The organism is Paraburkholderia sp. BR10141 (assembly GCF_056155635.1).
The window spans coordinates 33,882-58,474 of sequence record NZ_JBMIQH010000026.1 but is presented as its reverse complement, the minus strand read 5'-3'; the positions used below and the strand labels follow the sequence as shown (position 1 = coordinate 58,474).

The following is a 24,593-nucleotide window of genomic DNA, read 5'->3' as shown; positions in this document are numbered from 1 at the left end:
ATCCATGACTATGCAATCGGATACTGCGGCGCTGACCGACCAGAAACGGTCGTCCGGCATCAAGGCGCGCATTTTCTCGCCCACTGCGCTGCAGAAAATGCTCGCGTTCGCGAGCCTGATCCTGCTGCTGATCTTTTTCAGCTTCGCTTCGCCTGCCTTCATGCAGATGGACAACATCCTCGGCATTCTGCAGGCCACCGCCGTGAACGGCGTGCTCGCCATTGCCAGCACGTTCGTCATCATCACGGGCGGCATCGATTTGTCGGTTGGCACGCTGATGACCTTTACCGCGGTGATTTGCGGCGTTTTCCTGACCTACTGGCATTTGCCGATGTGGATCGGCGTACTGGCGGCAATCGGCACGGGGGCGGTGTGCGGCACCATTTCCGGCACGCTCACGGCGAAGATGAAGATCCCGCCGTTCATCGCCACGCTGGGCATGATGCTGCTGCTCAAGGGGCTCTCGCTCGTCGTCTCGTCCGACAAGCCGATCTATTTCACCGACACCGAAAACTTCTACATGATTTCGCAGGACTCGCTGATCGGCTATTTTCTGCCCAGCGTGCCCGTACCGAACGCCGTGTTGATTCTGTTCGTGCTAGCCATTGTGAGCTCGATTACGCTGAACCGAACGGCGCTCGGACGCTATACGTTCGCGCTCGGCAGCAACGAAGAGGCCGTGCGCCTTTCAGGCGTGAATGTCGATCGCTGGAAGATCGCCATTTATGGCCTTGGCGGCGCGATTTGCGGCATTGCGGGACTCTTGATCGCTTCGCGCCTGAACTCGGCGCAACCGGCACTTGGCCAGGGCTACGAGCTGGAAGCCATTGCGGCCGTGGTGATCGGCGGCACGTCGCTGAGCGGCGGCTCGGGCACGATACTCGGCACCATCATCGGCGCGTTCATCATGAGTGTGCTGACCAATGGCTTGCGCATCATGTCGGTCGCACAGGAATGGCAGATCGTGGTGACGGGTCTCATCATCATCCTCGCGGTTTACGCGGATATCCTGCGCCGCAAGAAGACTTAGAAGAGGAGACGGAAGAAGCACGGAGAGAACGGGGAGTAAAACAAGGCTCCCTCAACGGCTGGAGGTCTATGGCCCACCTTAGGAGGAGAAATGTCATGTTGAAAAGAAAACTGATCAGTGCCGTAATCGGAGTGGGCGCGCTCGTGGGCACGTCCAGCTTGGCCTATGCTGAGGAACCCTACATTCCGATCATTTCGAAGGGCTTTCAGCATCAGTTCTGGCAGGCCGTGAAATCCGGCGCGGAACAGTCGGCGACGGCGAACAACGTCAGGATCACGTTCGAAGGCCCTGAAACCGAGGCCATGGTCGACAAGCAGATCGACATGCTTTCGGCCGCGCTCGCCAAGAAACCGCAGGCGCTCGGCATCGCCGCGCTCGACAGCAAGGCCGCCGTTCCGCTGCTCAAACGCGCGCAGTCCAGCAAGATCCCTGTGATCGCGTTCGACTCGGGCGTCGACAGCGATATTCCGCTCACGACCTGCGCCACGGACAACCTCGCCGCCGCCGCGCTCGCCGCCGACAAGATGGCGGAGATGATCGGCAATTCCGGCGAAGTCGGCGTGATCGTGCATGACCAGACGAGCCGCACGGGTATCGACCGCCGCGACGGCTTCGTCAACGAGATAAAGACGAAGCACACGGGCATCAAGATCGTTTCCGTGCAGTACGGCGCGGGCGACCACCTGAAGTCGGCGGAAATCGCCAAGGCCATGATTCAGGCGAACCCGAACCTCAAGGGCATTTTCGGCGCCAATGAAGGCTCGGCGGAAGGCGCGGCGATCGGCGTGAAGGAGTCGGGCAAGAAGCTGGTGCTGATTGGCTTCGACTCGGGCAAGGAGCAGAAGGAGGCCATCATGTCCGGCCTGATGGCGGGCGCGATTACGCAGAACCCGGTCGGTATCGGCAAGTGCGTCGTCGATTCCGCGGCGAAGGCGTTGAAGGGCGAAACACTGCCCAAGAAAATCGACACGGGCTTTTACTGGTACGACAAGACCAATATGAACGACCCGAAGATCGCGGCGGTGCTTTACAACTGATTGATATCGGTGTGAGCCATGTGCAGGGAAAAAGGAAGAGCCGAGGCTCTTCCTTTTCGTTTTACGCGTCTGCGGCGCACTTCACTCGGAAACCGCCGCCCCAACCGGCGAGCGCCGGGGAGTACGCGAACCGTCTTTCGAAGCGAACACGTAGTAGGTCAGCGCTGTCGCGACGAGGCCAACCATCCACGAGACATCGGCGCCGCCGACGATCGACGCCAGCGGGCCGTGGAAAAAGCTCTCCGCCATGAACGGCACCTGCACCGCAATGCCGAAGAGATAAATCGCGATGGCCTTGAAGTTGAAGGAGCCATACACGCCGCCGTGGCTGCTTACGATTTCCGCGACGCGATAGCGCCGGTGGTTGATCAGATAAAAGTCGACCAGATTGATCGCGACCCACGGCGCGAGGACGATGCGCATGGCAAAGATCGCCGTCAGGAAGATCGCGATGAAATTGCTCGAGGCCCACAACGCCGTGACGGTAGAGGCGACCAGCAGCGCGCTCGAAAAGACGATGCGCACCGCGCGGCCAGGCACCCAGTCGGGGCGGAAGGTCTGTGCGGCGGTAATGAACGACAGCACCCCGCCATACAGATTCATGCCGTTGTGGCCAATGATGTTGACCAGGAAGAGGAAGATCAGCACATAGCCGAACATGCCCGTTTGCGTGCGGATGGCTTGCATGGCGTCGATGGAATGACCGGTGCTGACTGCGAGCACGCCAAAGAGAAACGCGAAGATGGTGCCGAGCGAGGTGCCGAAATACGTGAACGCAAAGGTCTTCGCAAAGCCCGCCGAGGTCGGCAGGTAGCGCGAATAGTCGGACGTGTAGGGCGCGAAGCTGATTTGCCAGACGGCGCACAGCCCGAACATCGCGAACCAGTTCGACACGTCGAAATGACCCTGCTGCAGGATTTGCGCGTCAAGACCGGGGGCCATCATGATCATGCCGATCAGGAGCGCGCCGCCCATGAACCACGCGCCAATCTTGTTGAAGCGGTGAATGAAGTGATAGCCGATCACGCCGACGAGCGTCGCGAGAATCGCGCCGAGCACGGTGCCTACCGGCACGGGCACCGCGGGCGCGGCGGTGTGAAGCGTCTTGCCCGCGAGGATGATGTTCGAGACGAAGAAGCCGAGATAGATCAGCGTGGTGAAGCTGACCACGAGCAGCGAGCCATAGCGGCCGAATTGCGCGCGGCTTTGAATCATCTGCGGCACGCCGACGAGCGGGCCTTGCGCAGAGGTGAGGGCGTGAAAAATGGCGCCAAAGAATTGCCCGGCGACGATGGCGAGAATCGCGCTCATCACGTCGAGGTGAAAGACCAGGACCGAAGTCGCACCGGATATCACCGCAAGTGGCGCGACATTCGTGCAGAACCACAACGTGAACAAATCGACTGGCTTGCCATGCCGATGCTCGGGAGCGACATACTCGATCGAGTTGCTTTCAATGGTCAGAACGCTGTTGTCGTTCGCCGGGTTTTTCATAGTGTCTCCATCTTTATTGCACAGGCCGAGCCACGCCACGAAGGTGGCGCGGCATGGCCTTGAACGGCTTTGAAGCGGCTTTGGAACGGCTTTGGACCGGCTTTGAAGCGGTGCAGCGGGGAACGGATCAGCGCATCACGAACGGATCGCTGATCGGTTCGTCCGAGGTGCGCAGCCACACGGACTTCGTCGTCGTGTATTCGAGCGCGGCAGCCATGCCGCCCTCGCGGCCGTGCCCGGACAACCCGAAGCCGCCGAACGGCACGAGCGGCGACACCGCCCGATAGGTGTTGATCCAGACGATCCCCGAGCGCACGCGCCGCGAAACGCGATGTGCCCGCGTGAGGTTGGTGGTGAAGATGCCCGCCGCGAGTCCGTAGGCGGTGCTGTTCGCCTTCTCGATGGCTTCCTGTTCGGAAGCGAACGTATCCACCGAAAGCACGGGGCCGAACAACTCCGTCGTGATGCTGTCCGCGTTGCTCACGCCCGAGCAGTCCAGAATTGTCGGCGCGTAGTAGTAGCCGTCGCGCCCCAGCGCCTTGCCGCCCGCGAGCACCTTTGCCCCCTGGCTCACGGAACTCGCGACGATCTTCTCGATGTTGCGCAGTTGCCTTTCGGTGCAGAGCGGCCCGTATTCCGTCGTCATCTCGTTGGGCGAACCCACGCGAATGCGCGAGACGCGTTCGACAAGCAACGCGAGGAATTCGTCCTTGACGGATGCCTCGATCAAAAGACGCGAGCCCGCCACGCAGCTTTGGCCGCTTGCCGCAAAAATCGCCGCGACTTGCGCATTCACCGCGCTCTGGATATCGGTATCGGCGAACACGATGAATGGCGACTTGCCGCCCAGTTCGAGCGAGACCTTGGCAAGATTGTTCGAGGTGTTCCTGACGATATGCCGCGCGGTTTCGGGGCCGCCCGTGAAGGCCACCTTGTCCACCCTGGGATGGCTGCTGAGCACCGCGCCGCATTCCGGCCCGAAGCCGGTGATCACGTTGACGACGCCCGGCGGAAATCCTGCCTCGTGCACGAGCCGCGCGAATTCGAGCAACGGGCCGGGCGCTTCCTCGGAAGCCTTCAGAACGACCGTGCAACCGGCGGCGAGCGCCGGCCCGACCTTCACGGCGGAAAGAAACAACTGGCTGTTCCATGGAACGATGGCGGCGACCACGCCGACGGGCTGCCGTTCGAGCCAGACCTGCATGTCCGGCTTGTCGACGGGAATGTGGCTGCCTTCGATCTTGTCGGCGATTCCCGCGTAGTAGCGGTAGTATTCGGCCACGTAAGCGATCTGGCTCGACGTTTCGCGAATGATCTTGCCGGTGTCGTTCGTTTCAATTTCAGCGAGCCGCGGCGCAGCCTTTTCGACGAGCCCGGCCAGCTTGTGCAACAGCTTGCCGCGCGCCGAGGCCGTGAGGCCGGCCCACGCGGAATCGGTCAACGCGCGGTTGGCCGCTTCGACGGCGCGGTTGACCTGCTCCGTGCGCGCTTCGGGCATTTGCGCCCACACGTTGCCCGTGGCCGGGTTCACGCTGTCGAACGTCGCGGCGCCCGGTTCGAACTGGCCGTCGATATACAGCTGAAAATGAAAGTCCATGGAATCCGCCCCTTACCTGAATGCAGGCATGACGTCGTTGATCATGCGCTCGAGTGACGCCTTCTTGCGCTCGAAGCTCATGCCCGTATCGATCCAGAACGAGTACTCGTCGAAGCCGAGTTTCTCGTAGGCCCGCAGACGCCCGATCACTTCCTCGGGCGTGCCGATGACGTTGTTCTTGCGCATCGCCTCGGGCGTATAGAACGGGTGAGCGGCGATCTCTTCCTTCGTGAGGGGCTTGATCATGCCGCGGCTCACAGGGCGCTCATTCTTGAACCACGCGCCGAAGTAGTTGTAGAACGTGTTCACTTCGTCGGCGGCGATCTGCGCGTCGTCCTCGCTGCTCGCCACGTACGTGTGGCGCAGCAGCATGATCTGCGGGCGCGGCACGTTGCTGAACTTCTCGCACGCGGCGTTGAAGTGGCCGACGAGCTTCTCGACTTCTTCGTCGCCGAAATGCAGCGGCGTGACTTGCACGTTGCAACCTTTGGACACGGCAAATTCGTGGCTGTTCGGATCGCGCGCGGCTACCCAGATCGGCGGATGTGGGCGCTGCAGCGGCAACGGCGACGACGTCGTCGAGGGGAATTTCCAGAACTCGCCTTCGTGCGCGTAATCACCTTCCCACAGCTTCTTCACGGCCGGAATGAGTTCGCGCATGCGCTGGCCCGCGCCCCACGCGTCGAGCCCCGGCATCAGGCGTTCGTACTCGAACGAGTATGCGCCTCGTGCAATGCCCAGATCCAGACGGCCGTTCGAGATGATGTCGGTCATCGCGGCTTCGCCGGCGAGCTTGATCGGGTGCCAGAAGGGCGCAATGACCGTGCCCGTGCCGAGCCTCACGTTCTTCGTCTTGTTGGCGAGGTCCGCGATGTTGAGGAACGGATTGGGCGCGATCGTGAAGTCCATGGCATGGTGCTCGCCGGTCCAGATCGCATGCATGCCGCCGCGATCGGCGATCTGGCACAGCTCGATCATTTCGTCATACAACTGCTTCTGACTGGTCTGATCGGAGACGCGCTCCATGTGAACGAAAAGTGAGAATCGCATGATGGAACCTTTCAGGAATGAAGCGGGCGGACTGTGCCGTTGCTATGGTCGCCGAAGTACATCCCGTAGCTCTTCAGTTCGCTTTCCTTGCGGTAGCGCTGGAGCATGCTGGCAAGTGCGCTGTCCTGGAACGCTTGCGTTTGCACGTCTTCCAAACTAACGAATTGTGCCGAGGCGTCGCCCGCTGCGGCGAGTTCATCCGGCGCGCTGCACAGGAACGAGATGTACTGGTAATGGGTTTCGGTATTGTTGTAGACCGAATAGATGAAGCTTGCCGATGCATCGGGCTGGTACTTCGTGAAGATCTCGGCGAGCGCCTTGTCGGCGCCTTCCTTGCCGATCTCTTTCGAAGGCAGGCCCCATTTGCCGTCTGCGTTTTTCACGAGCAGCACCTTGTCCTCGCGCGCGATGATCGCGCTCACGATGACTTTCGGACCCGCGATGACTTCCGCCGATACCCTGGCCGGCGTGAAATAACCGCCGCGATAGTAGCCGAGGCCAGCGAACCCCGCGGAATGAAACGCCTCGACCCGGCCGACGATCAGCGCGTGGTCGCCCGCGTCGATCACGGCGTGCGTCGTGCAGTCGAACCAGGCACTGACGTCGCCAATGAGCGGGTTGCGGTTGGCGCTCAATTGCCAGTTCACGTTGGCGAAGCGGTCGTCGCTCGGCCGCGCGAACGTGTTGGACAAATCCTTTTGTCCTTCCGCGAGGATGTTGATGGCGAAGTGGCCCGCAGTGGAAAACGTCTGGTAATTGCTCGACGTCTTCGCAATGCTCACCAGCAGCAGCGCGGGGTCGAGCGAAACGGACGAAAACGAATTGGCGGTGAAGCCGAGCGGCTTGCCGTCGTCCGTCGCGGTCGTCACGATCGTCACGCCCGTCATGAACGCGCCGAACGCGTCGCGCAGCTCGCGCGTGTTGATCTTCGCGGCTTGCGGGTTAACTACCTGGCTCGTGTCTTGGCTCATTTCACACTTCCACTTCGTGGTTTTCCGCCTGCGGCTCCGTCTGCAACCAGGCACGCAGCGCGCGATTGACTTCGTCGGGCGCGGTGAGGTTCACCATGTGGCGTTCGTTTTCGATCACCACGGCCGTGCCGTTGTGCGCGGCTTGCGCCATCTGTCTCGCCATCTGCGGCGTCGAGTTCGGATCGTCGGCGCCGGTCAGGACGAGAGCAGGGCAGCGAATCGTTTGCCAGCCGTCGGCGTACACGTCGTCGCCGCCCGCGAACGCCGTGTAGGCCGTCGCGTAACCCGCAAGGTTCACCGACTTCAGCCACAACTCGACCTTTTGCGCCGCCACTTGCTGAGCTTCGTCCGCGTTGAACCAGCGTCGCAGCGGCGTATCCACGTCGATGGTGCCCGAGCGCAACTCGGCGGCGCGCTGCAGCACGGCTTCGCGCGCCGCTTCGGTACGCCGGTACACACCGTTCAGGACTGCCACACGCTTGACCAGATCGGGACGCGTGACCGCGACGCCAGCCGCGATCAACGAACCCATCGAGTGCCCCGCCAGATTGACGGGACCCACGTGCAGCGCCTCGACGAAACTGGTTGCCCACTCAACGAACTGCGGCAAGCCGGCACCCGCTTCGAGCGCATCGCTTCGACCGTGGCCCGGCATGTCGACCGAGATCACGCGGAATTCGGCCGAGAGGTCTTCGATCTGCGGATACCACGCGCTCGCCTGCATGCCCACGCCGTGAATCAGCACGAGCGGTTCGCCCGCGCCTTGCTCCAGATAGTGCGCGACGCGCTTATTTGACAGCTGCAGGGTTCTTGACGTCATTTCCGAGCTCTGCGAGGTCTTTGTAGCGATCGCCAATGCGGTGATGCGGGCGGCCACCCGTTGCGGCGCCGATGGCGACCACGAGTTCGTCGGCGGCCGGTGCATCGGCAATCGAGAACTGGAGCGTGAGATAGTGCGAGCGGCGGCCTTCGTCGTTCTTGTCCATCATCGGGATGAGCAGCGGCGCATTGGCCGGGCCACGCGTGTTGTTGAACGCGAGATACGACTTCGCGCCCACCGCCGAGCGATAGATATTGCCGAAGTGCAGGGTGTGGATGAGCGCGGACGCATGCTCCAGTTCGCCCGCAAGACCGACGATGGCGCTCTTGCCGAACGCTTCGACCGCTTCGCCCGAACCGGCTTCGTCGAGGATGAGCTTCGTGAGGTGCTCGCTAAGTTGCGGCGCGATTGCGCGAATCTCGGGCGAGAGGTCTTCCACGTACCCGCGGCCCGCCCACGGGTTCTTGATCACCGCGACCGCGCCGATCATTTTCAGCGGCTTCGCAGCGGCCTTGTCGCCGTCTACGAAGACGTTCTCGACATGGAGGATGGATTTGCGAATCAGGCTCATGGCAACTTCCTTCGTACGTTGATTGTGTGAAGCATTTTGGTATACCATGTTACGGCATTCCATGAGTGTTAACCCGATAGCTCACGGTGAACCCCGTCTGCCAAGGGATTGCCGCTTTTTCTTGATGAATCCGACGATGAAAAACGAGGAGGAGAGATGACTGCATACTGGATTGCACATGTCACCGTGCTGGACGCCGCGAAGTACAAGGACTACACGGACATCGCGCCGCTGGCGTTCAAGAAGTTCGGCGCCGTATTCCTCGCGCGCGGTGGTGCGGCGCAGGTGCTGGAAGGCGAGTCGTTCGCGCGGCACGTCGTGATCCAGTTCCCCGACATGCAAACGGCGCTCGACTGCTACCACTCGCCGGAGTATCAAGCGGCCAAGGCGAAGCGCGATGGCCATTGCGTGGCGCAGATCTCGATCGTCGAGGGGCTGGAGAACTGACCGGGCCGTTGCGGCGGGGCGCAAAAGGGGCAAAGCGCAGGCAGAAGGAAAGCTGGGCGTCAGTTGCGTCATAATATGGCATTCCATGTCCGCATCCTTGTGCGCGGGCTTTCGTCCTTCTCCTGTTGCCGCCTATGCAAGACCTCAAAATCGATCGCAATGCCAAGACCCTGCGTGAGCTCACGCTCGACAAACTGCGCGGCGCGATAGTCCAGGGGTATTTCCGGCCGGGCACGCGGCTCGTCGAACGCACGCTGTGCGACGAGCTTGGCGTGAGCCGCACGGTGGTGCGCGAGGTGCTTAGGCATCTCGAGACCGAGGGGCTCGTCGAGACCGTCGCGCGGCAGGGGCCGATCGTGGCGCGGCTCGATCCCACGCAAGTGGGCGAGATCTACGAGTTGCGCGGATTGCTCGAAGCCAATGCTGCCCGGGCCTGCGCCGAGAACGCCACGCCCGAAGTCGTGCAGCGGCTGCGCGCGATCCGCGCGATCATCGAGGACGCGTTCGAAAAGCGCGACCTGCCGCGCGTGGTGGAGCACACCGAGCGCTTCTATGAAACGCTGTTCGAAGCCGCCAACAAGCAGGTGTCGCTCACGGTCGTCAAAACGCTCAACGCGCGTATCAACCGCTTGCGCGCGTTGACGATCGCGATGCCGGGGCGCGGCGGCGACTCCAATCGAGAGATGAACCTGCTGCTCGACGCCATCGAGCGGCGCGACGGCGAAGCGGCCTCCGCGGCGTCGTTCGCGCATATCAAGCGCGTCTCCGAGCTAGCGCTCTCGGCGCTCGCCCAGCAGAACGAAGGTCTCAGCGACGCCTGACGCTCTAGCTGACCCGCCAGCCTAAAAAGGCCGCCGGCACACGCTGGCGGCCTTTTCTTTTGTCTGCTCAATTCAGGTCGATCGGGCGCAGCCCAAAGCATGCCAGCGCGCCCGCGAGCGATCTCATGGTATTCCATAATACGCAATAGTTTGTTGTGGGCCATAAGATGGCATACCATAATCTCATCGAACGCGAACTCCGGCGATTTTCCGTATCGCCCGAGTTGCCGGATGGAGCCTGAATTCCATGAAGCCTGCTTTCGCCTCCGAACATGGCGTCTCGCGCGCGCAGCGCGGTCGAACCGCGGGCACGTGCTACAGCGTGTACGCGCCGCAATCGAGCGCCGCGTGCGAAACCGTGGTGCTGATCCATGGCGTCGGCATGAATCAGAGCGTGTGGGCGCCGCAGATCGATGCGTTGTCCGAATCGTTTCGCGTCGTCGCCTACGACATGCTGGGTCACGGCGAGAGCGCGCTGCCGAGCGCACAGCCCACGCTCGACGAATACGCCGCGCAGCTCGAGTCGCTGCTCGACGCCATCCAGGTCGAGCGCGCGCACGTGGTGGGGCATTCGATGGGCGCGCTCGTCGCGCTCGAATTCGCGCTGCTCAATGCGCCGCGCACGTTGAGCGTCGTTGCGCTGAACGCGGTGTACGACCGCACGCCGGCGCAGCGCGAAGCGGTGATGACGCGCGCGGCGAGTCTCGGCGAAGCGCCGGCCGCAAGCGGCGTGGACGCGACGCTCTCGCGCTGGTTCGGCCACCCGATCCCGGGGCATCTGACCCAGGCGGCGCAAGCGGTGCGTGCGCTGCTGCTCGCCGTCGATCCCGTGGGCTACGCGCGCACGTACCGTCTTTTCGCATCTTCCGACGCCGCGCACGTGGGCCGTCTCGCGAATCTGGAGGTACCCGCGCTCTTTCTCACCGGCGAGTGCGATCCGAATTCGAGCGCGCAGATGTCGCACGCGATGGCGTCCGTCGCGCCGCGCGCCCGCGCGGAAGTCATTGCGAACGCGCGCCACATGATGAACGTGACCGACCCGGAACGCGTCAACGCAAGCCTGCTCGCGTTCCTGGCCGTTGCGTCGGCGACGCAGGCAGCCAATACCGCAGCAAACACAGGAGAACGCCATGGCTGAGCCGATGACTGCCCAACCCGCGCAACCGGCTTTCGATATCGCCGAATTTCGCCGCGCGCTGGGCGCGTTCGTGACGGGCGTGACCGTCGTCACGACGATCCAGCCCGACGGATTGCCGCGCGGCTTCACGGCCAACTCGTTCACCTCGGTGTCGCTCGACCCGCCGCTCATTCTGGTGTGCATCGCCAAGACGGCGTCGAGCTATGCGGTGTTCTCGCAAACGGGCCGCTTCGCGGTGAGCGTGCTCGCCGAAGACCAGCAGCAGGTTTCGGGCGTGTTCGCCTCGAAGGCCGCCGACAAGTTCGCGCAAGTGCCCTGGAGCGCGCGCAAAACGGGTGCGCCCGTGATGGACGGCGCGGCGGCGAGCTTCGACTGCACGACGCATGAAGTCGTCGACGCAGGCGACCACATCATCCTGATCGGCCGCGTGGTGGACGTCGTGCAAACAAGTTCGACGCCGCTTGGCTACTGCCGCGGCGCGTACGTGAACTTCAGTCTCTCGCAGGATGCGCTGGCTGCAGCCGGCGTGCGCGCGAAAGTGGGCGCGATTCTCGAGCATCGCGACGGCCTCGTGCTCATCGACACGCCCGAAGGCGTGGCGTTGCCGACGGGCGTCAAGCTCGAACCGGCCAGCGACGCGGCGAGCCTGCGCGGCGTGCTCGCGAAGCTCGGCCTGCGCGCCCATCTCGACTTTCTGTTCGCCGTGTTCGAAGACGGCAGCGGCAAAGGGCCGAGCGAGCATATCTACTACCGCGGCCGCGTGATTCACAACGGCTCGCCCTGGCTCGACAGCAGCATCCGCATCGTGCCGCTCTCGCAGATTCCTTGGGACGAATTGAGCGACGACGCCGTGCGCTCGATGCTCGAACGGTATGTGCGCGAACGCAAGCAGGACGCATTCGGCATCTACGTGGGCGACAGCGAAGCCGGCACCGTGCAGCCGCTCGCCCTCGCGCATTGACGGCACGGCACCGAACACAACCATGAAGAAGCCGACGGGTCTTCCCGCAGCCGGCCTGACGAAGCGACAACCAACCGTATCCCCGGAGATAGCCATGAGCAGCAGAAGCACCTCGTTTATCGCGCCGATGTTCATTGCGTGCGCAGCGACACTCGCCGCAGCACCGGCACTGGCCGCGGACCCCATCGTCTTCACGAGTTGGGGCGGCACCACGCAATCGTCGCAACAGAAGGATTGGGCGCAGCCGTTCACGCAGGCGAGCGGCATCACCGTGCTGATGGACGGCCCGACCGACTACGGCAAGCTCAAGGCGATGGTCGACAGCGGCAACGTGAGCTGGGACGTCGTGGACGTGGAGGGCGACTTCGCCTATGCCGCGCAGAAGGCCGGACTGATCGAGCCGATCGACTATTCGGTGGTGAAAAAAGACGAGCTGGACCCGCGCTTCGCGTCGCAGGCCGCGGTGGGCAGCTTCTATTACTCGTTCGTGCTCGGCTACAACAAGGCGAAATACACGGGCGCGCAGCCGCAAGCCTGGGCCGACCTGTTCGACACCAAGCGCTTCCCGGGCAAGCGCACGTTCTATAAGTGGTCGGCGCCGGGCGTGCTCGAAATCGCGCTGCTCGCCGACGGCGTGCCGCCCAACAAGCTCTATCCGCTCGACCTCGACCGCGCGTTCAAGAAGCTCGACACGATCAAGAGCGACATCGTGTGGTGGAGCGGCGGCGCGCAGTCGCAGCAGCTGCTCGCATCGGGCGAGGCGCCGATCGGCATGTTCTGGAACGGCCGCCTGCACGCGCTCGCGCAAACCGGCGTGCCCGTCGGCATTTCGTGGGACCAGAACCTCACCGCCGCCGACATGCTCGTGATCCCGAAGGGCGCGAAGCACCGCGACGCGGCGATGAAGTATCTCGCCGCAGCGACGAGCCCGCAGGCCCAGGCCAAATTCGCGGCCGATACCGGTTACGCGCCGATCAACGTGAAGTCGGCCGCGCTGATGTCGCCGGCCATGGCGAAGACGCTGCCCGATCAATACAAGGCATCGCAGATCAATCTCGACATGAAGTACTGGGCCGAGAACCGCGATGCGATTGCGAAGCGCTGGTACGCGTGGCAATCGAAGTAAGCGAGTCCCGTCGTCGCGAACCGGTTCAAAAGGAAACACCATGCCTAACGTATTGAGTACCGTCGCGCAACCAGCCGCGGCGGCCACGCGCAAACGGCGCGACTGGCGCAGCATGCGGCTGCTGGCGCCCGCCATGCTGCTGCTCGTGATCTTCTTCCTGCTGCCGGTGCTCTCGCTGCTGCTGCGCAGCGTGCTGGAGCCGACGCCGGGTCTGCACAACTACCAGCAGTTGCTCGGCTCGACCACGTATTTGCGCGTGTTCGGCAATACGTTCCTCGTGGCGACGGTCGTGACGCTCGTCACGCTGCTCGTCGGCTTTCCGATGGCGTGGCTGCTCGCCATCGCGCCGCGCAAGGTCAGCGCCGTGTTCTTCGCGATCCTGCTGCTGTCGATGTGGACCAACCTGCTCGCACGGACCTTCGCGTGGATGGTGCTGTTGCAGGAAACGGGGCCGATCAACCGTATGCTGATGGCGATCGGCGTGATCCATGAGCCGCTCTCGCTCGTCAACAACTTGACGGGAGTCACGATCGGCATGACCTACATCATGCTGCCGTTCCTCGTGATGCCGCTGCACGCCACGCTGCGCAGCATCGACCCTTCGACGCTGCGCGCCGCCGCCGTGTGCGGTGCGAGCCGCTGGCAGGCGTTCTGGCGCATTCTCGTGCCGCTCGCCATGCCGGGCGTCGCCTCGGGCGCGCTCATGGTGTTCGTGATGGCGCTGGGCTACTTCGTCACGCCCGCGCTGCTGGGCGGACCCTCGTACATGATGCTCGCGGAACTCATCGCGCAGCTCGTGCAGGAACTCTTGAACTGGGGCCTCGCCGGCGCCGCCGCATTCGTGCTGCTCGCCGTGACGCTCTCGCTCTATGCGCTGCAACTGCGCTTTACGCGCAACGCGCGCGCAAGTCTCGGAGGGCGCTGACATGTTGCTCGATTTCGATCGCCTGGGCGCGCTGCGCTGGATGTTGCTGGCCGTGGGCGGGGCCGTCGCGCTGTTTCTCCTGCTGCCCATTGTCTTTATCGTCGCGCTTTCTTTCGGCGACTCGCAGTGGCTCATCTTTCCAGCGCCGGGCTGGACGCTCGAATGGTACCGGCAGCTCTTCACCGATGCGGGCTGGATCGACTCGCTGCTAACGAGCGCGAAGCTCGCCGTGATCGTCACGGTGCTTTCCGTCGCCATCGGTTTTCTCGCTTCGCTTGCGCTCGTACGCGGCAAGTTTCGCGGGCGCGGCGCGGTGCAGGCCTTCTTCATCACGCCGATGGTGCTGCCGGTCGTGGTCCTCGCCGTCGCGCTCTATGCGTTCTTCCTGCGCGTCGGCATGAACGGCACGATGACGGGCTTCGTGATCGGCCACCTCATCATCGCCTTGCCGTTCTCGATCATCTCGATCAGCAATTCGCTCGCGAGCTTCGACACGTCGCTGGAAGACGCTGCGCTCATTTGCGGCGCCTCACCGCTGATGGTGAAGCTGAAGGTCACGCTGCCGGCCATCCGGCTCGGGCTCTACGCCGCGGCGATCTTTTCGTTCCTCGCATCGTGGGACGAGGTGGTCGTGTCCATCTTCATGTCGAGCCCGACGCTGCAGACGCTGCCCGTGCGGATCTGGTCCACGCTGCGCCAGGACCTCACGCCTGTCGTTGCAGCGGCGTCTTCGCTGCTCGTCGCGTTGACAACGTTATTGATGCTGGCGGGCGCTCTCGTGCGCCGCGGCCGCTAATCGAGGTAAACAAGCCATGACTGCTTTCCTGCAAATCCAGCGCCTGCGCAAGACCTACGACGACGTCGTCGCCATCGACCAGGTGTCGCTCGATGTGCGCAAGGGCGAATTCATGACCTTCCTCGGACCGTCGGGGTCGGGCAAGAGCACGACGCTCTATATCGTCGCGGGCTTCCAGGAGCCCACGGAAGGGCGCGTGCTGCTCGACGGCAAACCGCTGCTGGCGGTGGCGCCCAACAAGCGCAACATCGGCATGGTGTTTCAGCGCTATACGCTCTTTCCGCATCTCACGGTGGGCGAGAACGTGGCGTTTCCGCTGCGCGTGCGCCGCCGCCCCGAAGCCGAAGTCAAGGCGAAAGTGGAAAAGATGCTCAAGCTCGTGCATCTTTCCGAGTGCCGCGACCGCATGCCCGCACAGCTCTCGGGCGGGCAACAGCAACGCGTGGCGATTGCGCGCGCACTGGCCTACGATCCGCCCGTGCTGCTGATGGACGAACCGCTCTCGGCGCTCGACAAGAAGCTGCGCGAGGAAATCCAGCTCGAATTGCGCCGCATTCACCAGGAGACGGGCGTGACGATTCTCTACGTCACGCACGACCAGGAAGAAGCGCTGCGCCTCTCCGACCGCATCGCCGTGTTCAACAAAGGCCGCATCGAGCAGGTCGGCACGGGCGAGGAGCTTTACGCGAACCCGGCTTCGCGCTTTGTTGCGAGCTTCATCGGCAATTCGAATTTCCTGCCCGTGAAGGTGACGAAGACCAGCGAAGGCCGCATGAACGGCGTGTTCCCGAATGGCCATGAAATCGCATCGGACGCGTTCAATCCGTCACTCGCCGCCGGCGACGACGGCACGCTGATGATCCGCCCGGAGCAGATGCGCCTCAGCTCGCTGCAAGACGCAAACGGCACGACAGGCTTGCCCGTAACGGTGCGCGACGTCACCTATCTCGGCGACGCCATGCACTACGCGGTAGCCACGCCCTGGCAGCAGGAGATCTCGATTCGCATGCCGGCGGCGCATCGCCACGACGGCGGCATCATGATCGGCACGCAGGCGCTCGTCGACTGGGACGCGCGCGACGTGCGCCTGTTCGCGCAAGCGTGATGGCGGCTGTCATGAGTGACGCACTGCCATCGCTGCGGGTCGAGCGCCCCACGGCCACCTTGCGGGAGCTCGCCCTCGAAAAAATGCGCACGGCCATTCTGGAGGCGCACTTTCATCCAGGCGAGCGGCTGGTCGAGCGCTCGCTGTGCGAAATTCTCGGCGTGAGCCGCACCGTTGTGCGGGAGGTATTGCGGCATCTGGAAACGGAGGGTCTCGTCGACTCGATTCCGAACCAGGGGCCGATCGTCGCCGTGCTCGACTTCGAGACGGCGGCGGAGATCTACGAAATACGCGCCCTCCTTGAAGGCGAAGCCGCCATGGCGTGCGCGCAGCATGCTGACGAGAGCATCGTCGCGGATCTCGCCGGCTTCATCGACCGGATTCAGGCGGCCTTCGAAGCGCAGGACCATCATGCCGTGCGAGCACTCACCACGGCCTTCTACGAGCGCATGTTCATTGCCGGGCAAAAGCGCGTGGCCTGGGAGATCGTGCAGTCGTTGACGGCGCGCATCAACCGCTTGCGGGCCCTGACAATCGCTTCCGATGACCGCGGCCGCCAGGCTGTCGATGAAATGCACCGCATCCTGAGCGCCATTCAAGCCGGCAACGCGACCGGCGCACGCGAGGCCGCGATCGCGCACGTGGACAGAGTGGCCGAGATTGCGCGCCAGCTGCTGGCGGAGGGGCACGAGCACGCGTCGTGGCGTCAGGCAGGATAACGCAGCCTGGCTGTACTGATTATTGGCGTGCTCTGCCTGAGTGGGCCATCAACTTTTTATGCATCGAAGGAAAGTCACGTGGAATTGAAGACCCTATTGAAGGACGCGGCGCTGTTGCGCCATCAAGCCTATATCGATGGGCAATGGTGCAAGGCCGACTCGGGCGCGAGCTTCGACGTGTTCGACCCGGCGACGGGCGCGTCGCTCGGCAGCGTGCCTTTGATGGGAGAAGCCGAAACGACGCGAGCCATCGAGGCGGCCAATGCCGCGTGGCCGGCATGGCGGGCCCACACAGCGAAGGAGCGTGCGGCAGTCATGCGCCGCTGGTACGACCTGATGATCGAGCACGCCGACGATCTCGCGCTGATCCTGACCGCGGAACAGGGCAAGCCGCTCGCGGAAGCGAAAGGCGAGATCGCCTACGGCGCGTCGTTCATCGAATGGTTCGCCGAGGAAGGCAAACGCGTGGCGGGCGACACGCTAGCGACGCCCGCTTCGGACAAGCGGCTCGTTGTCATCAAGGAGCCGATCGGCGTTTGCGCCGCCATCACGCCGTGGAATTTCCCCACGGCCATGATTACCCGCAAGGTGGGCCCGGCGCTCGCGGCAGGCTGCCCGATCGTCGTGAAACCTGCAGAAGCCACGCCGTTCTCCGCGCTCGCATTGGCGGTGCTGGCGGAGCGGGCCGGCGTGCCCAGAGGCGTGCTCAACGTCGTCACTGGCGATCCCAAGGCGATTGGCGGCGCGATGACCAGCAGTCCCGTGGTTCGCAAGCTGTCGTTTACCGGTTCGACGGGCGTCGGGAGATTGCTGATGGCGCAAAGCGCGCCCACAGTGAAGAAGGTGACGCTCGAACTCGGCGGCAACGCGCCGTTCATCGTGTTCGACGACGCGGATCTCGATGCCGCGGTGGAAGGCGCCATCGCCTCGAAGTACCGCAACAACGGGCAAACGTGCGTCTGTACGAATCGCTTCTACGTGCATGAGCGCGTGTACGACGCGTTCGCCGCGAAGCTCGCGACAGCCGTTAAGGGGCTGAAGGTCGGGCACGGTACGGAGGGCGGCGTCACGCTCGGACCGCTCATCAACGAGGCAGCGGTCAGAAAGGTCCAAGCGCATATCGCCGATGCAGTGGGCAAAGGCGCGACGCTCGCCACGGGCGGAAAGCGCCACACGCTCGGCCACGGCTTCTTCGAGCCCACGGTGCTGACCGGCGTCACCGCGCAAATGGATGTAGCGAGAGAAGAGACGTTCGGCCCGCTCGCGCCGCTGTTCCGTTTCTCGAGCGACGAAGAAGTGGTGAAGCTCGCCAACGACACGGAGTTCGGCCTCGCCGCCTACTTCTACAGCCGCGATATCGGCCGTATCTGGCGCGTGGCCGAGCAACTCGAATACGGCATGGTGGGCATCAATACCGGATTGATCTCGAACGAGGTCGCGCCGTTCGGCGGCGTGAAGCAATCGGGTCTGGGCCGGGAGGGGTCGCACTACGGCATCGATGACTATCTCGTCATCAAGTACCTGTGCATGGCGGTTTGATCGCCGGATTCACACAAAAAAGAATGGGGACACGCCGCCATGAATACGTCGTCATCAAGCAGCGCCGAGGTCACGCTGGAACGCGCGCAAAGCGAAGCGGACTACCGCTTCGATCCCGCTTCCGTTGCGATACCCACTCGCGTGACGGTGCGAGTCGTCGCGATCTGCCTTGCGATGATCCTTGCCGAAGGCTATGACGTCGCGATTTACGGGGCGGTGCTGCCCATGCTCACGCATGGCACCGACTGGTCCTTGTCGGCGCTGCAACTCGGCGCGATCGCAAGCTGCTCGCTGGCGGGCATGATGATCGGCGCCATGGGTGCAGGCACGCTCAGCGACATGATCGGCCGGCGCCGCATGCTGCTCGGCAGTGCGGCGCTTTTCTCCGCGATGATGGCGGCCGCCGCGCTCGCGCCCACGCCAGCCTGGTTCGTCGTCGCGCGGATCGTGGGCGGACTCGGGCTTGGCGGCGTCGTGCCGACCGCGGCGGCGCTCACGGTCGAATACTCGCCGCCTGGGCGCCGTTCTTTCAACTATGCCTTGATTTACACGGGATATTCGCTGGGCGGCATTCTGGTCGCGCTGCTCGCGATGAACTGGTTGCCGACGCACGGCTGGCGGTTGCTGTTCGGTGTGGGCGCCGCGCCGCTCATCCTCGTGGCGCTCACGGCGCGCCATTTGCCGGAGTCGCTGGAGTTCCTGCTGGCGAGAAACCGCATCGCAGAGGCACGCGGCGTTGCACAAGCGCTCGGCATTCGACATTCGGCGCTAGAGAACGAAACCGGGGCGCGGGCCGTGCACGCTATGAATGCTGAAAAAGCCGCGCCGATTCGCGCGCTCTTCGACGCGTCCACCGTGCGCGCCACCCTGGCGTTCTGGATCGCGATGTTCATGGGCTTGCTTTTGCTCTACGGTCTGAGCACCTGGCTGCCGCAACTCATGCGCAAGGCCGGCTTCCCGCTCGGATCGAGCCTTGCATTGCTGGTGGTACTCAATTCAACCGCGGCTTTGGGCTCGCTGCTTGGTGGCGCGGTGGCCGACCGCCTGGGTTCGAAGTGCGTGGTCAGCGTGCTCTACCTGCTCGCCGCAGCCAGCCTGTGCGCACTGCCGTTCGCCCATGGCACGCTGCAAACCTATGTGCTCGTGGGCATTGCCGGGGTAGGCACGATCGGCAACACGATGCTGCTTGGCGCGTACATCACGCGCTACTATCCGCCCCGCAACCGGGCGACGGGCATTGGCTGGGCGCTGGGAATAGGGCGTTTCGGCGCAATCGCCGGGCCGCTGATCGGCGGCGCGCTGGCACAGGCGGGCGCGCCGCTGCCGTGGAACTTCTACGCATTTGCGGGCGCGGGCCTCGCAGCGGCGCTTGCTGTGCTTGCCGTTCCCAGGCAGGTTGCAGATAGCGAGTAACTCAATGCTGAAAGTGAAAAGCGGAGACCGGATTCAATATCCGGTCTCCGCTTTTTTTACCGCTTCAATCGTGCGTGTTACGCGTTGCCTTATGCCGATGCCATTCCGCTCGTCGCGGCAATCGCCCATTGCGGCGCATCCTGCAACGCAACGGGGCGCAGGAAGCGCTCGATGGCCGCATAACCGACCGAGGTGGTTTGCGGCTGCGTCGAAGCGGGCCACGGGCCGCCATGCTGCTGCGCATCGCACACGGCAACGCCCGTCGGCACGCCGCCGAACAGCACGCGACCTGCGATACGTTGCGCAGCGACTGCGAGCGCACGATTTTCCGGCGTATCGGCTTGCGCGCCCCACAGCGTGACCGTGAGCGAACCTTCGACCGCGGCGAGCACGTCGAGCGTCTGCGCTTCGTCACGCACCTTCACGATCAGCGCGGCCGGACCGAACATCTCTTCGTGCAGCGCTACGTTGGCGATGAACGTCTGCGCGTCGGTTTCGAACAGACGCGGCGCGGGCGCTGCGGATTGCTCGTCGTCTGCCGGTGCGGCCAGACGCACGCGCACGCCCGCCTGGCTCGCGATATGCGCCGCGGCGCTTTCGAAGCCGTGGCGCATGGCGGACGTGAGCATGGCATGCGGCTTTTGCGCGGACAACGCTTGCGCCAGCGCCTGTGCGAAGCGCTCGCCGTCGGCGTCGTCGCGCACGACGATCAACCCGGGGCTCGTGCAGAACTGGCCGCAGCCCATCGTGATCGAAGCGGCGAGGGTGGCGGCGGGCGTATCGACGCCTTCCGCAAGGGCTTGCGGCAGCACGACGAGCGGATTGATCGAGCCGAGTTCCCCATAAAACGGAATCGGCCGGCGACGCGCATTGGCCGCGCGCCACAGGGCCACGCCGCCCTGATACGAACCCGTGAACGCCACCGCCGCGACATCGGCGTGACCGACGAGATGCACGGCCGCTTCGCGCGACGCCTGATCGACGAACGCAATCACGCCTTCGGGCAGGCCCTGTTCGCGCAGCACCCGCGCGGCGAGCGCATGCACGCGGCGCGACAGTTCGGGATGGCCCGAATGCGGCTTGACGATCACCGTGCAGCCCGCAGCGAGTGCCGAGGCCGTATCGCCGCCGAGCACCGAGAACGCAAACGGGAAATTGCTCGCCGAGAACATGGCCACCGGCCCGAGCGGCAGTTGCACGCGCGTGAGGTGCGGGCGGCCCGCGGGCGGCGCGCCGGCCACGGCCGCGTCGTCGAGGTGGCGATTGGCGACGCCCGCGTCCACGCGCTCGGCGAAGCCGCGCAGCTGAAACGCGGTGCGCGCGAGTTCGCCATTCAAGCGCGCGGCGCCGAGCGACGTTTCTTCGTCGGCGATGGCGACGAGCTGCGCGGCGTCGCGCTCGAGCGCGTCGGCGAGGCCGCGCAACAGGGCGCTGCGCACGGCACGCGAAGCCGCGCCGTAGACGGCCTGTGCTTCACGCGCGAGCGCGGCGGCTTCGTCGATACGCGCGAAAGACGCGTTGTTTTCTGTCTGCATTACGAATTCACTCCAGATTAAAAAAGACCGCGCTCGGCGAGATTGGTATAAAGGGCGCGCACGCCGAACGTCCACGGTTCGATTTCGGTGCAAAGGCGCACGGTGTTGACGATGGCGCCAAGCGGCGGCGCGCTGATCGTGACCCGGTCGCCGAGGTGATGCGTGAAGCCGCCGCCGGGCGCGTCGCGGTCCTTGATCGGCGAGAACATCGTGCCGAGGAACAGCATGAAACCGTCCGGATACTGATGGTGGCGGCCCCATGCCTGCGAAACGAGGTCGAGCGGATCGCGGCTGATTTCCTGCATGTGGCTCACGCCTTCGAGCAGGAAGTTGTCGTCGGCGCCTTCCACGCGCAGAGAGACGCTGGTGGTACGAACCGTGTCGAGCGTGAAGCCTTCATCAAACAGACGAATGAACGGTCCGATCGCGCACGAGCCGTTGTTGTCCTTGCATTTGCCGAGCAGCAGGGCCGAGCGGCCTTCGATGTCGCGCAGATTGACGTCGTTGCCGAGCGTCGCCCCGACCACCTCGCCGCGGCTGTTGACCGCGAGCACGACCTCGGGCTCGGGGTTATTCCACGCCGAGGCGGGATGCAGGCCGATATCGGCGCCGAAGCCCACGGAGGACATCGGCTGGGACTTCGAGAACACCTCGGCGTCCGGCCCAATACCGACTTCCATGTATTGCGACCACGCACCACGGCGCTGAAGTTCTTCCTTCAGCTTGATCGCGGCCTCGGACCCCGGCTTGATTTTCGAAAGATCGGCGCCGATCAGCTTCGTGATTTCAGTGCGCACGTCCTGGGCTTTGGCGGGATCGCCACCGGCCTGTTCTTCGATCACGCGTTCCAGAAGACTCACGGCGAACGTCACGCCACACGCCTTGATGGCCTGCAGATCACAGGGCGCGAGCAGCCAGGGGCGATCCGCGGGGCGATCGCCCGCGAAGCTGTGTTCGAGCAGGGCCTCGGCCGTGCCCAGCGGCTCGCCTGGCGTATGCCGCACGACATCGAGCAGATCGTCGTATTCGAACAAGTCGGCAGTGGTGGGGGCCACCTGCGAAATATCGAAGACCATGCCGCCGCGCACCACGACGACGCACGGCCCGTCACCCTCCGGCGTGGGCCGCCATACACGGCCGACGAGCAGCGCGCTATCGAGATCGTGCGGGAGATAAGCGGATGTTGAGGACATGGCGGGCGTTCCGGATTGAGCGTGGCGACACGCATCGTAGGGCGGATGCGCGTGCGCGTCCAAAGGAACGCCTCTTTGTCCAACTGGCTGGACGATCGCCCGCCGCGGAAGAATGACCCGGCGGCGGCCCGTAATGCGGGTTAGAACAGGTGCTTGATGCCGGCCGACACCGCAACCTGGTTCGAGGTTGTCGAGGGCGAGAGATAGCCGATGTCCGCGACTGCCTGGCGGCCCCACGAATCGACCCCGCTCGCATGCTGGTAGGCAGCCGTCACATACAGCTCGGTGGCTTTCGAGAGCGAGTAGCCGGTGCCCAGATTCCACTGCTCGTAGCGCGCGCCGCCCGTACCGTTCAGGTTGCCGCCGTTCGTGTAATCGAACGAGGTGCCGACGCGCAGGAAGGGCGTGACCTGGTAGCGCACGCTCGCCCCCACCGTATTGTACGAGGCCGTGCCATGGTAGTTCTGCGTGTTCAGCGCGGCAGTGGCGCCGAGATCGCGGTATTGCGTGTTCGACCAGGCGAGGCCCAGGATGGCGGAGCCGATCGTCCAGGTCGAGGCCACGGCGACCGTCTGTTGCGTGCGGGCGGACGCGAATCCCGAGATGGACGGGTTCGATGCCGGCGTCGTGGCGGACCCGGCGGAGCCGAGATTGTTGCCGGTGGCACTCGCATTCGCATTGGTGCCATAGAGCGAAGTGTTCGGATTGCGCGCGTTGATGATCGATGCCGCGACGGCAACGCTCGGCCCGGTATAGCTGAAGCCCGCGGACCAATACTGATTCTGCGTGAAGTTGCCGGCTACTCCGCCCAGGCTGTACAGCGCGCCGAACCGGAATCCTCCAAAGGAGTCCGAACTGTACTTGATCGCGTTGTTGATGCGGTGCGTGAAATTCAGATTGTCATAGTCGGCCGGATGGATCGCGAGGTTGCCGAAGTACCAGGCATAGAGCAGCGGCGACACATAATCCACCGCGGCGTCCGACTGACGCCCGAGCGATGCGGTACCGTAGTTGGGCGCGGTGACCCCGATCCAGGCCTGACGGCCGAACAGGGTGCCGCCCTGGCCGAGCGTGCCATTGCTGACGCTGAAGCCGCTTTCGAGCACGAACAGCGTCTTCACGCTGCCGCCCAGATCTTCGATGCCTTTCAGGCCCCAGCGGCTCGAACTCGGGCCCGAGGTGCCGCTGTCGAACTGGGCGACCTGCCCGCCGCCTGTGGGCTTGCCACCGGCGGGCGTTGCCGCCGTCTGAACGTTGTTCGTGTACGTCACGTTGCCCGTGACGATCCCGTAGAGCGTCACGCTGCTTTGGGCATAGGCGGCGACGGGCGACAGTGCGATGGTAGTGAGCGCGAGAAGTGTTTTTTTCATGGTTGTGGGCTTGTCAAGCCGTGGTCGAGGCTAAGGCATCGGAAACATCGAAAGAGTTAATGCGGGAAGTAGTCGGGCAGGCGATAGCCCCGGTAGGTCGGGTTGCGCAGGATTGCCGCGCGGAATTCATCTGAACGATAGGCCGCGACGATATCGGCCGTTTCCTGCGAATTACGGTTCGCCGATTTGACGACCACTTGATTCACGTAAGGTGAGCGCATTTGCTCGAGTGCCAGTGCTTCGGTCAGACGGTGCCCGCTGGAAATGGCGAAGTTGCCCTGGATGGCTGCGAAATCGACGTCTTCGAGCGCACGCGGCGCCTGTGCGGTTTCGAGCGGGACGATGCGAATGCCGGCGGGATTGGCGACCACGTCACGCTCCGAAACATCCACGGGATTGGGATTCTCGCGAATGCGGATCCAGCCAATCTCTTGAAGAATCTTGAGCGCGCGTTCGAGGTTGACGGGGTCGTTTGGCACAGCGATCGTTGCGCCGGCCTTCACCTCGGAGAGCGAATGGTGGCGGGTCGAGTAGAGGCCCATGGGGGGCGTCGGCACTTGCACGACGCTGAAAGGTCGGTGCCGTTCCGGTCGTTGTATGCCTTCAGATAGACGCTGTGCTGCATCACGTCGGCGGCGATTTCGCCGTGCCACACAGCCTGGTTCGCTTCAAGCCCAGTGCTGAAGTTCACGTACTGGATGGTGTAACCCTTGCGCTTGAGTTGTGGCTCGACGCCTTCCCGGAATTCGTCGGCATACGGTCCGGGAACAAAGCCGACTCGCAACACGTGCGCGGCAGTTTCGGCGGCGTGGGCAGCCGGCGATGGCAGCGCAAACAGCGTGATAGTGGAGAATAACGTTTGGATAACTAATCGATGTCGCATGATGAGTGACTTGATGGTTTGGAAAGGCCGATTATGGTTGGGCCCTTTGCGG

At 63.8% G+C, this 24,593-nt stretch carries 22 protein-coding genes and 1 pseudogene; 13 read left to right on the top strand and 10 right to left on the bottom strand.

The window, feature by feature from the left end; all coding sequences use genetic code 11:
- Positions 1-4: 4 nt before the first annotated feature.
- Together ACOJB8_RS29390 and ACOJB8_RS29385 are read left to right on the top strand one after the other, a co-directional pair.
- Positions 5-1,030 (top strand): ABC transporter permease, encoded by a 1,026-nt coding sequence (locus ACOJB8_RS29390; protein ID WP_069267992.1) that lies wholly within the window; start codon positions 5-7, stop codon positions 1,028-1,030.
- Positions 1,031-1,125: 95 nt separating this feature from the next.
- Positions 1,126-2,067 (top strand): ABC transporter substrate-binding protein, encoded by a 942-nt coding sequence (locus tag ACOJB8_RS29385; protein ID WP_069267993.1) that lies wholly within the window; start codon positions 1,126-1,128, stop codon positions 2,065-2,067.
- An 81-nt stretch (positions 2,068-2,148) separates the two neighbouring features.
- Here ACOJB8_RS29385 and ACOJB8_RS29380 read toward each other — a convergent pair whose 3' ends face one another.
- The 6 genes from ACOJB8_RS29380 to ACOJB8_RS29355 form a co-directional block, all read right to left on the bottom strand.
- Positions 2,149-3,561 carry a purine-cytosine permease family protein gene (locus ACOJB8_RS29380; protein WP_368728676.1) on the bottom strand — a complete coding sequence of 471 codons (1,413 nt, stop codon included), beginning with the start codon at positions 3,559-3,561 and terminating at the stop codon, positions 2,149-2,151.
- A 127-nt stretch (positions 3,562-3,688) separates the two neighbouring features.
- Positions 3,689-5,158, bottom strand: a complete 1,470-nt coding sequence (locus tag ACOJB8_RS29375; protein WP_342946181.1) for an aldehyde dehydrogenase — start codon at positions 5,156-5,158, stop codon at positions 3,689-3,691.
- Between the two features lie 12 nt (positions 5,159-5,170).
- Complete coding sequence (locus ACOJB8_RS29370; RefSeq protein WP_475015749.1) at positions 5,171-6,208, bottom strand: LLM class flavin-dependent oxidoreductase; 1,038 nt, start codon at positions 6,206-6,208, stop codon at positions 5,171-5,173.
- A gap of 11 nt (positions 6,209-6,219) precedes the next feature.
- Positions 6,220-7,179: a flavin reductase gene (locus ACOJB8_RS29365; RefSeq protein WP_069267997.1), complete on the bottom strand. Its 960-nt coding sequence runs from the start codon at positions 7,177-7,179 to the stop codon at positions 6,220-6,222.
- Position 7,180: 1 nt separating this feature from the next.
- Entirely contained in the window at positions 7,181-7,999 is an 819-nt protein-coding gene (locus ACOJB8_RS29360) for an alpha/beta fold hydrolase (RefSeq protein ID WP_475015747.1), read from the bottom strand.
- Positions 7,968-8,570, bottom strand: coding sequence for an amino acid synthesis family protein (locus ACOJB8_RS29355; protein ID WP_069267999.1), 603 nt, complete (start codon positions 8,568-8,570; stop codon positions 7,968-7,970). The genes ACOJB8_RS29360 and ACOJB8_RS29355 overlap by 32 nt, the downstream gene beginning before the upstream one ends.
- Before the next feature lie 156 nt (positions 8,571-8,726).
- Between ACOJB8_RS29355 and ACOJB8_RS29350 the strand changes: the two genes are divergently transcribed.
- From ACOJB8_RS29350 to ACOJB8_RS29300, 11 genes are all read left to right on the top strand, one after another.
- Positions 8,727-9,017, top strand: a complete 291-nt coding sequence (locus ACOJB8_RS29350) for a DUF1330 domain-containing protein (protein ID WP_368684851.1) — start codon at positions 8,727-8,729, stop codon at positions 9,015-9,017.
- Positions 9,018-9,151: 134 nt separating this feature from the next.
- On the top strand, positions 9,152-9,838 hold the full coding sequence (locus ACOJB8_RS29345; protein WP_069268001.1) for a GntR family transcriptional regulator: 687 nt from the start codon (positions 9,152-9,154) through the stop codon (positions 9,836-9,838).
- 247 nt (positions 9,839-10,085) lie between these two features.
- The gene (locus ACOJB8_RS29340; protein WP_342946177.1) at positions 10,086-10,976 is read left to right on the top strand and encodes an alpha/beta fold hydrolase; all 891 of its coding nucleotides are present in this window, start codon (positions 10,086-10,088) and stop codon (positions 10,974-10,976) included.
- Positions 10,969-11,937 carry a flavin reductase gene (locus ACOJB8_RS29335; RefSeq protein ID WP_475015745.1) on the top strand — a complete coding sequence of 323 codons (969 nt, stop codon included), beginning with the start codon at positions 10,969-10,971 and terminating at the stop codon, positions 11,935-11,937. Before ACOJB8_RS29340 ends, ACOJB8_RS29335 begins: the two co-directional genes overlap by 8 nt.
- A gap of 94 nt (positions 11,938-12,031) precedes the next feature.
- Positions 12,032-13,063, top strand: coding sequence for an ABC transporter substrate-binding protein (locus tag ACOJB8_RS29330; protein WP_342946175.1), 1,032 nt, complete (start codon positions 12,032-12,034; stop codon positions 13,061-13,063).
- 40 nt (positions 13,064-13,103) lie between these two features.
- Entirely contained in the window at positions 13,104-13,988 is an 885-nt protein-coding gene (locus tag ACOJB8_RS29325) for an ABC transporter permease (RefSeq protein WP_069268005.1), read from the top strand.
- 1 nt (position 13,989) lies between these two features.
- Complete coding sequence (locus ACOJB8_RS29320; protein WP_069268006.1) at positions 13,990-14,784, top strand: ABC transporter permease; 795 nt, start codon at positions 13,990-13,992, stop codon at positions 14,782-14,784.
- 16 nt (positions 14,785-14,800) lie between these two features.
- Positions 14,801-15,889 (top strand): ABC transporter ATP-binding protein, encoded by a 1,089-nt coding sequence (locus tag ACOJB8_RS29315; RefSeq protein WP_475015743.1) that lies wholly within the window; start codon positions 14,801-14,803, stop codon positions 15,887-15,889.
- Positions 15,890-15,900: 11 nt separating this feature from the next.
- Positions 15,901-16,608 carry a GntR family transcriptional regulator gene (locus ACOJB8_RS29310; RefSeq protein ID WP_475015741.1) on the top strand — a complete coding sequence of 236 codons (708 nt, stop codon included), beginning with the start codon at positions 15,901-15,903 and terminating at the stop codon, positions 16,606-16,608.
- Positions 16,609-16,686: 78 nt separating this feature from the next.
- Positions 16,687-18,147: an NAD-dependent succinate-semialdehyde dehydrogenase gene (locus ACOJB8_RS29305; RefSeq protein WP_475015739.1), complete on the top strand. Its 1,461-nt coding sequence runs from the start codon at positions 16,687-16,689 to the stop codon at positions 18,145-18,147.
- Positions 18,148-18,186: 39 nt separating this feature from the next.
- Positions 18,187-19,560: an MFS transporter gene (locus ACOJB8_RS29300; RefSeq protein ID WP_475015737.1), complete on the top strand. Its 1,374-nt coding sequence runs from the start codon at positions 18,187-18,189 to the stop codon at positions 19,558-19,560.
- 89 nt (positions 19,561-19,649) lie between these two features.
- Here the strand turns inward: ACOJB8_RS29300 and ACOJB8_RS29295 are convergent, their stop codons facing one another.
- From ACOJB8_RS29295 to ACOJB8_RS29280, 4 genes and pseudogenes are all read right to left on the bottom strand, one after another.
- Positions 19,650-21,095, bottom strand: a complete 1,446-nt coding sequence (locus ACOJB8_RS29295) for an aldehyde dehydrogenase (NADP(+)) (protein WP_475015735.1) — start codon at positions 21,093-21,095, stop codon at positions 19,650-19,652.
- A 17-nt stretch (positions 21,096-21,112) separates the two neighbouring features.
- Complete coding sequence (locus tag ACOJB8_RS29290; protein WP_368605810.1) at positions 21,113-22,288, bottom strand: fumarylacetoacetate hydrolase family protein; 1,176 nt, start codon at positions 22,286-22,288, stop codon at positions 21,113-21,115.
- 140 nt (positions 22,289-22,428) lie between these two features.
- A complete protein-coding gene (locus ACOJB8_RS29285; protein WP_475015733.1) occupies positions 22,429-23,658 on the bottom strand; it encodes a porin in 1,230 nt (409 codons plus the stop codon).
- Positions 23,659-23,714: 56 nt separating this feature from the next.
- A pseudogene (locus ACOJB8_RS29280) lies at positions 23,715-24,541 on the bottom strand (MetQ/NlpA family ABC transporter substrate-binding protein).
- Positions 24,542-24,593 lie beyond the last annotated feature (52 nt).